We start from the raw sequence: 12,164 nt of genomic DNA, 5'->3' as shown, positions 1-12,164 counted from the left end.
CACCGAGGCCGATCCCGGGCCGCACCCGCCGCTGGTCGTGGCCGAGGCGGCGCCCGATGTGGTGCCCCAAGTGGTCGAGACGCTGGCGCCGGCGCTGCAGATCGTTGCGGTGCGGCCCTCCTGGGTGCGGGTGCGCGCCGCCGACGGCACGGTGATCTTCGAAAAAACCATGGAGCCGGGCGAAGCCTGGCAGGCGCCGCTGACCGAGGAACCGCCGACGCTGCGCACCGGCGAAAGCGGCGCGATCTACTTCGCCATCAACAACCGTTTCTACGGCCCGGTCGGCCAGACCGGCGCCATCACCTCGAACCTGCCGCTGACGATTGCCGGGCTGACCGAAACCTATGGCCCGGTCGAGATCGGCACCGACGAGGGGCTGGTGCGCTATGCCGAGGCGCAGGGTCTCGCTCAGACGCCGGCCGCCGACTAGCATCCCGCCATAAATCGAGGGAACCGACGGTATTCCCCTTCCGTCAGCGGCCGGGTGGTCTATCTTCTGTTCCGGAACCGGTGTATGCCGGGCCCGCAACGCCAGACCGATGAGAGCTGTTCATGTCGCTCAATCACGTGCGCCCGTGGCGCAACATCCACCGCCGGACATCGCGCAGGATCATGGTGGGCAATGTGCCGGTGGGCGGAGACGCGCCGATTTCGGTGCAGACCATGACCAACACGCTGACCACCGATGTCGCCGCCACCGTCGCCCAGGTCCAGGCCGCCGCCGAGGCCGGCGCCGATATCGTGCGGGTTTCGGTCCCGGACGAGGCCTCGTCCAAGGCGCTGCGCGACATCGTGGCGGAAAGCCCGGTGCCGATCGTCGCCGACATCCATTTCCACTATCGCCGCGGCATCGAGGCCGCCGAGGCCGGCGCCGCCTGTCTGCGCATCAATCCCGGCAATATCGGCGATGAGAAACGCGTGGCCGAGGTGATCAAGGCGGCGCGCGACCATGGCTGTTCGATCCGCATCGGCGTGAACGCCGGCAGCCTGGAAAAACACCTGCTGGAAAAATATGGCGAGCCTTGCCCCGACGCGATGGTGGAATCGGGGCTGGATCATATCCGCATCCTGCAGGATCACGATTTCCACGAGTTCAAGATCAGCGTGAAGGCCTCTGACGTGTTCATGGCCGCCGCCGCCTATCAGCAACTGGCCGAAGCCACCGATGCACCGATTCACCTGGGCATCACCGAGGCCGGCGGGCTGATGTCGGGCACGATCAAATCCGCAATCGGCCTGGGCAACCTGCTGTGGATGGGCATCGGCGACACCATTCGCGTCAGCCTGTCCGCCGACCCGGTGGAAGAGGTCAAGGTTGGCTTTGAAATCCTCAAGGCGCTGGGTCTGCGCCATCGCGGCGTCAACATCATCTCCTGCCCGTCCTGCGCCCGGCAGGGCTTTGACGTGATCAAGACCGTCGAGGCGCTGGAAAAACGGCTGGAACATATCAAGACCCCGATGAGCCTCAGCATCATCGGTTGCGTGGTCAACGGCCCCGGCGAGGCGCTGATGACCGATGTCGGCTTCACCGGCGGCGGCGCCGGCAACGGCATGGTCTACCTGGCCGGCAAGCAAAGCCACCGGATGTCGAACGAGCAGATGATCGACCACATTGTCGAGCAGGTCGAGAAAAAGGCCGCCGAACTCGACGCGCTGCAAAAGGCGGCAGAGTAGGGGCGGGCCTCACCCGGCCCGCCTGTGCAACAGCTCGCACCGCTGTCCCGGACCTCGATCCGGGACCTCAGGGTTCTCGGCACGGTGGCCGTGGCTGCCGTGGGCGACTAGCCGCGGATATCCGCGACGATCTGCGCCATCTGTTCGGCCGGCAGGAAGCCGCGCAGCATCCGGTCCTGCAGCACGAAGGTGGGGGTGCCGCTGATCGACAGCTGCTGCGCCAGTTCGCGGTTCTTCACCAGGATTTCGGTGACCTCGTCGCTGTCCATATGCGCCAGGATCGCCTCGGTCTCCAGGCCCAGCCCATCGCCCAGCCGCCGCAGCGTCACCTCGGTGGCGTCGCTGTTCAGTTCCAGCAGCGCGTCATGCACCTGGTGATAGGCCGCGTCGCCGGCCAACAGCTTGGTGGCCACCGCGAACCGTGAGGACAGCAGCGAGCTTTCGCCGAGGATCGGAAATTCCTTGATGATCAGGCGGATATTGCCGTCGCTTTCCAGCAGGCTGGCGACCTCGGGCGTCGCCCGCCGGCAATAGCCACAGCGGTAATCCATGAATTCCACCAGGGTGATGTCGCCCTCGGGATTGCCGCCGACCCAGGAATGGTCATCCTCGAACAACTCGGCAGCATGGCGTGCGATCAACTGCGTGTCGGCGGCCGCCTCGGCCTGGGCGTTGCGCTGTTCCAGCAGCGCATAGGCCTCCATGATGATCTCGGGGTTTTCCAGGATATAGGCGCGGACCTGTTCGCCGAAGGCGGTGCGCTCGCCCTCGGTCATCTCGGCGGGATCAAAGGCCAGAACCGGGGCGGCGGCCAGGCTCAGGGCGGTGGCAAGGGTCAGTCGGGTCAGCAAGGCGCGGGTCATTTAGCAGGTCCTGTGATGCATATTCGGTCATTGCCGCTCTGCTCACGTCCGAAGGCCAAGTTCAAGGGGGCCCCGGTGTTGACCCTGCCGGGCTACGCGATCAAACAGCCTTCATGCGACAATGGGAGAAGGATATGCGGAACTCAACCCGGTCACAGGTCGATCCCTTCATTGTGATGGATGTGATGGAAGATGCGCGCCAGGCCGAAGAGGCGGGCCGCCACATCATCCACATGGAGGTCGGCCAGCCCAGCACCGGGGCGCCCAAGGGCGCGATTGACGTGCTGAAACGGGCGCTGGACACCCAGGCGCTGGGATATACCGTGGCGCTGGGTCTGCCCGACCTGCGGCAGCGCATCGCCGAGCTGTATGGCGACTGGTACGATCTCGATCTCAACCCCGAGCGGGTGGTCGTCACCACCGGATCGACCGGCGGTTTCCTGCTGGCCTTTACCGCGCTGTTCGATACCGGCGACCGGGTCGGGATCGGTGCGCCGGGCTATCCCTCTTACCGGCAGATCCTGCGCTCGCTCGACCTGACACCGGTCGATCTGCCCACCGCCTCGCAGAACCGGTTCCAGCCGGTCCCCGAGGATTTCGACGGGCTCGGCCTGCGGGGCCTGCTGGTGGCCTCGCCGGGCAACCCCTCGGGCACCATGCTGGATCAATCCGCCCTGGGCGCGCTGATCGAGGCCGCCCATGCGCGCGGAATGAGCTTTATCTCGGACGAGATCTATCACGGGCTGGAATACGAGGCCAAGGCGGTCACCGCGCTGGAACTCAGCGACGAGGTCTACGTGATCAATTCGTTCTCGAAATATTTCTCGATGACCGGCTGGCGCATCGGCTGGATGGTGGTGCCCGAGGATCACGTGCGAGTGGTCGAGCGCATCGCCCAGAACATGTTCATCTGCCCCTCCCATGCCAGCCAGGTCGCGGCGCTGGCGGCGATGGATTGTCATGCCGAACTGGATGCGAATCTCGATGTCTACACGCGCAATCGCAAGCTGATGCTCGAAGGGTTGCCGGCTGCCGGCTTCGATCGCATCGCGCCGCCGGACGGCGCCTTCTACGTCTATGCCGATGTCAGCGAACACACTCGCGACAGCCGGTCCTTTGCTGCCGAGATCCTACGTGAGACCGGTGTGGCGGTGACGCCGGGGCTGGATTTCGACCCCGAGCGCGGCGCCCAGACGCTGCGCTTTGCCTATGCCCAGTCGACCGAGGATATCCGCGAGGGACTCAGCCGCCTGCGGCGGTTTATGGCCGAACGGGGCGCGCGCTAAGGCGTTTCGAATCCGCGCGCCATGCGGTAAGGTTGCCGCAACAAGGGCCGGGAATCCGGACGGCGGGGCATGAGCAGGCTAATCGCGGTAATAACAGTTTTGTGGCTTCTGCCGGCCCTGGCCTGGGGGCAGGGCTTTTCCGCCTTGGCCCGGATCGACCCGCAGAACAGCCGCATCACCGGCACCGACGACCTGCGCATCGACCTGGCGCTCAGCCTGGGTGTGCCCTATCGGCTGTTCACGCTCGACGGGCCGCCGCGGCTGGTACTGGATTTCCAAGAGGTCGACTGGACCGGGTTGGATCCCGCGCAACTGGTAGAGACCAAGTTGGTATCACAGGTGAACTTTGGCGCCTATGTCCCTGGTTGGTCTCGATTTGTTGCCGAACTTTTAGCCCCCATGCAGGTCGTGTCGGCAGAGATGACGGTGGATGGCGAAAGCCAGGCGGCCCGCCTGGCGGTGGCGCTGCGCCCGGTCTCGGCGGCCGAGTTTGCCGCCACCGCGGGCGCGCCCTATGATCCCCGCCTTGACCTGCCGGCGCCGGCAGAGGTGGCGCCCGACCGCCCGCGCAATGCCGACGCCCCCCTGGTTGTGATGCTGGATCCGGGCCATGGCGGCATCGATCCCGGCGCCGAGACCGAGCGGATGAATGAAAAGGCGCTGATGCTGACCTTTGCCCGCGAACTGCGCGAGGTCCTGTTGCGCAGCGGCGGGTTCGAGGTGCTGCTGACCCGCGACAGCGATTACTTTGTGTCGCTGGAACGGCGCGTGACCCTGGCGCATCAGGCCGGTGCCGACGTGTTCATCTCGCTACATGCCGATTCCCTGTCCGAGGGGCAGGCGCATGGCGCCACGGTCTATACCCTGTCGCAGGAGGCGTCGGATATCGCCAGCGCCAAGCTGGCCGAACGCCATGACCGGAGCGAGCTGCTGTCGGGGCTCGACCTCAGCGACACCGATGACGAGATCACCGATGTCCTGCTCGACCTCGCCCGGCAGGAAACCCAGCCCCGTGCCGATCAACTGGCCCGCGCCCTGGCCGATGGCATGCGCCAGACCGGCGCGCCGATGAACCGCCGGCCGTTGCGGCACAGCGGCTTTTCGGTGCTGAAGGCGGCCGATATCCCGTCGGTGCTGATCGAGATCGGCTTCATGTCCAGCCCGCGCGATCTGAACAACCTGCTGAATCCCGAATGGCGCGCCGGTATCGCGGTGGGCATCCGCAACGGGCTGATGGCCTGGCGCACGAATGACCTGGCCAGCCGTCCGCTGGTCCGGCAATAACCCGGCAGAGGCCGGCCGCGCATCGCCCAGGTCCGCCATCGTGTTTTGACCCCATCGCGGGGGGCGCTTATATTGCCGCAAGTTTCCAGGTAGGGGCAGGTTTTGTGATCCGGTTCGTCTTTTCCTTTTTCGGCGCGATCTTCACCGCCGTGACGCTTGGCATCGCCATGGTGGCGATCACCGTCGGCGGCGTGTTCTGGATGTATGGCCGCGACCTGCCCAGCCACGAATCGCTGGCGCAGTACCGGCCGCCGACAATCAGCCGGATCTATTCCGGCAAGGGCCAGCTGATCGACGAATTCGCCAAGGAACGCCGCCTGTTCGCCCCGGCCGATCAGATCCCGGACCTGGTGAAACAGGCCTTCATCTCGGCCGAGGATAAAAGTTTCTATACTCACCAAGGGTTTGACCTGCGCGGCATCGCCGCCGCCGGGTTCGAGGCGGTGAAATCGCGCGGCGAAAACATCCGCGGCGCCTCGACCATCACCCAGCAGGTGATGAAGAATTTCCTGCTGAGTTCCGACCGGACCGCCGAGCGCAAGATCAAGGAACTGATCCTCGCCTCGCGGGTGGAGAAGGCGTTGGACAAGGAAAAGATCCTCGAACTCTACCTGAACGAGATCTTCCTGGGCCAGAACAGCTATGGCGTCGCCGCCGCGGCACAGACCTATTACAACAAGACGCTGACCGAATTGACCCCGGCCGAGGCCGCCTATCTGGCGGCGCTGGCGCAGCGCCCCGGCAACCTGCACCCGGTGCGGCAGATGGACGCCGCGGTGGCGCGCCGCAACTACGTGCTGCGCGAGATGAACGAGAATGGCTATCTCTCCGAGGCGGAAATGCGCGAAGGGCAGGAGACGCCGCTGCGAACCGTCCAGAATGGCGATTTCGAAGGCTTCCGCACCGTGCTGCCGCCGCGCAGCTATTTCACCGATGAGATCCGCCGCCAGTTGAGCGAGGATTCCGATTTCCGCGACGAGATCTCGCGCCAGACCGGGCGCCGCTTCCAGGATGGTGAATTCTTCACCGGCGGCTTTACCGTGCGCGCCACCATCGACGAGGAAATGCAGGTGATCGCCGAACAGGCGCTGCGCCGGCAGCTGGAGAAATACGACCGCGATCGCGGCATATGGCACGGCACCTACGAAACTCTTCCGGCCGAGTCGCTGACCGACGAGGCGACCTGGCGCGAAGCGCTGGCCAATGTCGATGTGCCGCGCGATATCGAACTCGACGGGCTGTGGCGCCCGGCGGTGGTGCTGGAGGTGGGCAGCAACGATGCCCGCATCGGCATCGAGGGCGTCGAAACCGATGCCGACGGCCACTGGATCCCGGCCAATGACGTCACCTGGGCGCGCAAGCGCAACGAGGACGGCTCGCTGGCGCGCCGGGCGCAGGTCGCGGGCGACCTGCTGGGCGTCGGCGACGTGGTGCTGGTGCGCGCAATGACCCGCGACGACGACGGCGCGTTCATCCGCTGGACCCTGCGGCAGGTCTCCGAAGTGCAAGGCGGGTTCATGGCGATGGACGTCAATACCGGCCGCGTGATTTCGATGCAGGGCGGCTTCTCCTACCAGGATTCGGTGTTCAACCGCGCCACCCAGGCCCAGCGGCAGCCGGGCTCGTCCTTCAAGCCCTTCGTCTATGCCGCGGCGCTCGACAGCGGTTACAGCCCGGCGACCATCGTGGTTGACGCCCCGATCGAGATCGACACGCCGCAGGGCCTGTGGCGGCCGCGCAATTCCACCAACAAGTTCTACGGCCCGACGCCGCTGCGCACCGGCATCGAACAGTCGCGCAACCTGATGACCATCCGCCTGGCGCAGGAAATCGGTATGGACGTGGTGGCCGGCTATGCCGAACGTTTCGGCGTTTACAACAACATGGGCAGCTATCTTGCCAACTCGTTGGGCTCGGAGGAAACCACGCTTTACCGAATGGTTGCGGCCTACGCGATGTTCGCCAATGGCGGCGAACGGGTGACGCCCACCCTGGTCGACCGCATCCAGGACCGGTTCGGGCGCACCATCTATCGCCATGACAAGCGCACCTGCGCCGATTGCAGCACGCCCGACCTGCGGCCCGGTATGGCACCGCGCATCGTATCGAACCGGTCGCGGGTGATGGACGCGATCACCGCCTATCAGCTGACCTCGATGATGAAAGGCGTGGTCGATCGCGGCACCGCCTCGGGCGTGATCAACCTGCCGGTGCCGATTGCCGGCAAGACCGGCACCACCAACTCGGCCCGCGACGTCTGGTTCATCGGCTTTTCCAGCAACGTGGTCGCCGGTTGCTATATCGGTTTTGACCGGCCCCGCTCGCTGGGCCGCGGCGCCTATGGCTCGTCCATGTGCGGCCCGGTCTTCCAGGAATTCATGACCGAGGCGATCAAGAAATTCGGTGGCGGCCCCTTCGCGGTGCCCCCCGGCGGCCATTTCATCAAGATCGACCGCTATACCGGCGCGCGCCTGCCCGACGACATGTCGGGCCCCTTCGTGGTGGCGGAATATTTCCGCGATGGCTGGGAGCCGATCTTCGGTCTGGCCTATGACGGCGGCTTTGCCATGGGGTCGAACCTGCCTCTGTTCGAAGAGGTGGCGCAGAACAGCGGCCGCCAGGTTACCACCTCGACCGGCAACACCGTGACGGTGGGGCCGAAGGCCGATTTCGGAACCGTCAGTTCCGGCGGGCTGTACTGACCGCTTGCCCATGCCCGGGGGCTGGTCTATCACCCGCACTCACCACTTAGACGGGCAGGACTGATATGCGCGCCGAGACGCAGAATATCGTTGCAGAGATCGAGAAATCGCTGGAGCTGCTGGCCCAGCGGATGGACCGCGAGACGGCGCCGCACCGGCTGGAGGAATTCAACGCGCGGGTCGAGGACCCGACGCTGTGGGACGATCCGGAAAAGGCCCAGAAGCTGATGCGCGAACGGCAGATGCTGGTCGACGCCATCGACACCTATGACGGCATCGCCCGCGATCTCAGCGACAATGTCGAGCTGATCGAACTGGGCGAGATGGAAGACGACGCCGAGGTGGTGAAAGAGGCCGAACAGGCGCTGGCCGCGCTGAAGGAGAAGGCGGCGCAGAAAGAGCTTGAGGCGCTGCTGGACGGCGAGGCGGATGGCAACGACACCTTCCTCGAAATCAACGCCGGGGCCGGCGGCACCGAAAGCTGCGACTGGGCCTCGATGCTGGCGCGGATGTATGTCCGCTGGGCCGAGAAACACGGCTATAAGGTCGAGTTGCAATCCGAAAGCGCCGGTGAAGAGGCGGGGATCAAATCCGCCACCTACAAGATCTCGGGGCCAAACGCCTATGGCTGGCTGAAATCGGAAAGCGGCGTGCACCGGCTGGTGCGCATCTCGCCCTACGACAGCGCCGCCAAGCGGCACACCTCGTTCAGCTCGGTCTGGGTCTACCCGGTGGTCGATGACAATATCGAGATCGAGGTCAACCCGGCCGATATCCGCATCGACACCTACCGCTCTTCCGGTGCCGGCGGCCAGCACGTCAACACCACCGACTCGGCGGTGCGGATCACCCACCATCCCACCGGGATCGTGGTGACCAGTTCCGAGAAATCGCAGCACCAGAACCGCGACATCGCCATGAAGGCGCTGAAATCGCGGCTGTACCAGCTCGAGCTGGACCGCCGCAACGCCGATATCAACGCGGCGCACGAGGCCAAGGGCGATGCCGGCTGGGGCAACCAGATCCGGTCCTACGTGCTGCAGCCCTACCAGATGGTGAAGGACCTGCGCACCAATCACGAGACCTCGGATACCAAGGGCGTGCTGGACGGCGATCTCGATGCCTTCATGGCCGCCACGCTGGCGCTGGACGTCTCGGGCAAAAGCCGCGCCGAGGCCCGCAGCGAAGCCTGACGCCACCGCCATTTCCCCTTGCGCCACCCGGCCTGCGCCGCCTTACCCCCGGGTAAGGCGAGAAGTTTTTTATTGCAATTTCTGTCGATGCGATAAGGTGATCGGGCTGGCCGCGGGTGCTGCCGCGGCGCGGCGCGATTTCAAAACGCAGCTATGCCGCCTTATTTCCGCGGCGCAGGGGGGACAATATGGCCACGCAAACATTGAATGTCATCTTCGACGGAACCACCGATGTCGCCCGCTTGCCGGGCCGCTCGGCAGTCTCTTGGGAAGACGGCAGCATCGGCTATTACAACGTCTTTTATTCCGCGCCCAATCCCGGTGACGACCTGGATGCCACGGCCAATTTCACCGGCAGCGGCTGGCGGGTGAAAACCCTACGCATCGCCGGGGATGACAATCTGACCACGATCCGGGATCTGGACAATGGCAGCAACCGGCGCGTCGACTTTCTGGAACTGGGTTACAACTCGGATGTCGACCTGATCTCGACCCGCGCCCGGTTCATCTTTGGCTGGGATGGCGACACGCACGAGGTCACGCTGGGCAACAAGCAGGATGGCGGGACCAGCTTTATCGGGCTCTATGCCAAGGAAAACAGCGTCAGCACCGGCAATGCCTATGTGTCGCAAATCGAAACCGGCGGCGCGCCGGGTGCGGCCATCGGCGACACCATCAAGGTCGGCTCCGGCGGCGTCGGAATGGTGCAAACCGGCCGGGGCAATGACAGCGTGACCACCACCAACGGTTTTGTCGGAACGATCCGCACCGGCGGCGGCAATGACACGGTCAAGACCGGCAACGAACGGGTCGAGACGATCTCGACCAGTGACGGCAATGACAAGGTGACTGTCGGCGCCGGCGGCGCGGATCTGGTAAAGACCAGCGATGGCAATGACACCGTCACCATCGGCACCGGCGGCGCCGAGCTGGTGAAGACCAGCGATGGCAAGGACAAGGTGGTTGCCAAGGGGTTTGTCGGATCCATCGATACCGGAACCGGCAATGACCGCGTCACCGTCAACCAGGGGGCCGACCTGATCAAGACCGGGGATGGCCGCGACACCGTGATCACCAAGGCCGGCTATGCCAGCACCATCTTTACCGGCAATGACAATGACAAGGTGACCGTCGGCAAGGGCGGCGCCGGGCTGGTCCGCACCGGCGACGGTGACGATACCATCGTGCTGAATGAAATGCCGGGAACCATCGGCGTGGTGGTGCAAGGCGGCAGCGGCACCGACACGCTCAGCTTTGCGCGATTCAAATCCGGCGTCACCGTGTCGCTGGACGAGGGCGGCGCCTTTATGAATGTCGGCCTCAAGGACATCACCGACCCGACCCCGACAAAGGGCTATGTCGCCGAGTCCAGCATCGAGAACCTGGTGGGCACCAGCAAGGCCGACCGGCTGATGGGCGACAACAACGCGAACCTGCTGAATGGCGGCAAGGGCAATGACGTCCTGGCCGGTCTCGGCGGCGACGACATCCTGCGGGGCGGTGCCGGGAAGGATGTGTTCGATTTCGGCGCCGCCGGCGGCACCGACCGCGTGGCGGATTACGAGGACGGTGTCGACCTGCTGCGCATCTCCGATCACAGCGGCGGTTTCAAGGCGCTCGATATCAGCACCTCGGGCGGTGACGCGGTGATCGGCTATGACGGCGGTACCATCATCCTGGACGGCGCCGCATCGGTTTCTCTGAGCCGGACGGATTTCGATTTCGTCTGACTGCGCAGGGCCTTCTCTCTACGGGACGGGGCGGCTAGGTTGCGGCGAAAATCGCACGAGGTCCGCATGTCCCTTCTGAACTCTTCCGCCGCCGATCTGCTTGCCCGGCTGCGCAGCGGCGAACTGTCCGCCGAAACGCTGATGGCGCAGGTGCTGGACCGGATCGGCGCGGTCAACGGCACGGTCAACGCGATCGTCGCGCTGCGCGACGGCGACGAACTGATGGCCGAGGCGCGCGCGGCCGATGCGGCGCGGGACAAGGGCCCGCTGCACGGGTTGCCGATGGCGGTGAAGGATCTGGAACATCTGCGGGGGGTGGTCTGCTCCTCCGGGTCGCCGCTGTTCCGTGATTTTGTGCCGCAGCAGGACGGGCTGCTGGCATCGCGGCTGCGGGCGGCGGGGGCGATCCTGATCGGCAAGACCAACGTGCCGGAATTCGGCCTGGGCTCGCACACCTTCAACCCGGTCTACGGGCCAACCCGCAACCCCTATGACACCACGCGATCCAGCGGCGGATCCTCCGGCGGTGCCGCCGCCGCGCTGACCGCGGGCATGCTGGCGCTGGCCGATGGGTCGGACATGATGGGCAGCCTGCGCAACCCGGCGGCCTGGAACAATGTCTATGGCTTCCGGCCCAGCTGGGGCCGGGTGCCCGCCGATCCGGCGGGCGACATGTTCCTGCATCAGCTGTCCACCAACGGGCCGATGGCGCGCAGCCCCGAGGATATCGCCTTACTGCTCGACGTGATCTCGGGCCCCGATCCGCGCCGGCCGCTGCAAGCGCCGGCGCAACCGGTGGCGCCGCTGACCCCGGCCAACCCCGCCGGGCTGCGCATCGGCTGGCTGGGCGACTGGGGCGGCGCCCTGCCGATGGAGGCGGGCATCCTGGACAATGCCCGTGCGGCGCTGGCGGTGCTGGCGGATCTGGGCTGCGTCATCGAAGAGGTCGCGCCGCCTTTCGAGGCCGGGGCGATGTGGGACAGCTGGACTACCCTGCGCTCTTTCGCGATGGCGGGGCGTCACGCGCCGCTATTGGACCGGCGCGACCAGCTGAAGGACAGCGCGATCTGGGAGATCGAGCGCGGCCGCGCGCTCAGCGCGATGGAGGTGCACCGGGCCAGCCTGGTGCGGTCGGACTGGTTCCGCACTGCGGCGGCGCTGTTCCGGGACTATGACGCGCTGGTGTTGCCGTCGGCGCAGCTCTGGCCCTTCGACGTGACGCTGGACCATCCGGCAGAGATTGCCGGGCAGGCGATGGACACCTATCACCGCTGGATGGAAGTGGTGGTCCCGGTCAGCCTGATCGGCCTGCCGGCGCTGGCGATGCCGGCCGGATTTTCCGCCGCCGGCCTGCCCGGCGGGGTGCAGCTGTTCGGACCGCTGGGCAGCGACGCCGCGCTGCTGGCACTTGGCGCCGCCTATCACGCCGCCA

General features: G+C 65.7%; 9 protein-coding genes. 8 read left to right on the top strand and 1 reads right to left on the bottom strand.

Features of this window, described 5'->3' with window-relative positions:
* Positions 1-430: DUF4115 domain-containing protein (locus CVM52_RS19735; protein ID WP_133119907.1), on the top strand; the 430-nt coding region annotated here is incomplete at its 5' end.
* A gap of 122 nt (positions 431-552) precedes the next feature.
* Positions 553-1,674, top strand: coding sequence for a flavodoxin-dependent (E)-4-hydroxy-3-methylbut-2-enyl-diphosphate synthase (gene ispG / locus CVM52_RS19730; RefSeq protein ID WP_100164142.1), 1,122 nt, complete (start codon positions 553-555; stop codon positions 1,672-1,674).
* Positions 1,675-1,781: 107 nt separating this feature from the next.
* Here the strand turns inward: ispG and CVM52_RS19725 are convergent, their stop codons facing one another.
* Positions 1,782-2,537 (bottom strand): DsbA family protein, encoded by a 756-nt coding sequence (locus tag CVM52_RS19725; protein WP_100164141.1) that lies wholly within the window; start codon positions 2,535-2,537, stop codon positions 1,782-1,784.
* Between the two features lie 134 nt (positions 2,538-2,671).
* Between CVM52_RS19725 and CVM52_RS19720 the strand changes: the two genes are divergently transcribed.
* From CVM52_RS19720 to CVM52_RS19695, 6 genes are all read left to right on the top strand, one after another.
* Positions 2,672-3,823: a pyridoxal phosphate-dependent aminotransferase gene (locus tag CVM52_RS19720; protein WP_100164143.1), complete on the top strand. Its 1,152-nt coding sequence runs from the start codon at positions 2,672-2,674 to the stop codon at positions 3,821-3,823.
* A 69-nt stretch (positions 3,824-3,892) separates the two neighbouring features.
* Positions 3,893-5,107, top strand: a complete 1,215-nt coding sequence (locus tag CVM52_RS19715; protein ID WP_100164140.1) for an N-acetylmuramoyl-L-alanine amidase — start codon at positions 3,893-3,895, stop codon at positions 5,105-5,107.
* A 104-nt stretch (positions 5,108-5,211) separates the two neighbouring features.
* Positions 5,212-7,809: a penicillin-binding protein 1A gene (locus CVM52_RS19710; protein ID WP_100164139.1), complete on the top strand. Its 2,598-nt coding sequence runs from the start codon at positions 5,212-5,214 to the stop codon at positions 7,807-7,809.
* A gap of 65 nt (positions 7,810-7,874) precedes the next feature.
* Entirely contained in the window at positions 7,875-9,002 is a 1,128-nt protein-coding gene (prfB, locus tag CVM52_RS19705) for a peptide chain release factor 2 (RefSeq protein ID WP_100164138.1), read from the top strand.
* A gap of 188 nt (positions 9,003-9,190) precedes the next feature.
* Positions 9,191-10,732 (top strand): calcium-binding protein, encoded by a 1,542-nt coding sequence (locus CVM52_RS19700; protein WP_133119906.1) that lies wholly within the window; start codon positions 9,191-9,193, stop codon positions 10,730-10,732.
* 66 nt (positions 10,733-10,798) lie between these two features.
* On the top strand, positions 10,799-12,164 hold a 1,366-nt coding region (locus tag CVM52_RS19695), incomplete at its 3' end, for an amidase (RefSeq protein ID WP_100164136.1).

It is taken from the genome of Pseudooceanicola lipolyticus (genome assembly GCF_002786325.1).
GTDB lineage: Bacteria > Pseudomonadota > Alphaproteobacteria > Rhodobacterales > Rhodobacteraceae > Pseudooceanicola_C > Pseudooceanicola_C lipolyticus.
The sequence above is the reverse complement of the archived record's forward strand: the minus strand, read 5'-3'. Positions and strand labels throughout refer to the sequence as shown.

Excerpts from the sequence above, each read along its gene's own strand:
- CVM52_RS19700 (WP_133119906.1), top strand. The coding sequence starts at position 9,191 with ATGGCCACGCAAACATTGAATGTCATCTTCGACGGAACCACCGATGTC.
- ispG (WP_100164142.1), top strand. The coding sequence starts at position 553 with ATGTCGCTCAATCACGTGCGCCCGTGGCGCAACATCCACCGCCGGACA.
- CVM52_RS19725 (WP_100164141.1), bottom strand. The coding sequence starts at position 2,537 with ATGACCCGCGCCTTGCTGACCCGACTGACCCTTGCCACCGCCCTGAGC.
- CVM52_RS19720 (WP_100164143.1), top strand. The coding sequence starts at position 2,672 with ATGCGGAACTCAACCCGGTCACAGGTCGATCCCTTCATTGTGATGGAT.
- prfB (WP_100164138.1), top strand. The coding sequence starts at position 7,875 with ATGCGCGCCGAGACGCAGAATATCGTTGCAGAGATCGAGAAATCGCTG.
- CVM52_RS19715 (WP_100164140.1), top strand. The coding sequence starts at position 3,893 with ATGAGCAGGCTAATCGCGGTAATAACAGTTTTGTGGCTTCTGCCGGCC.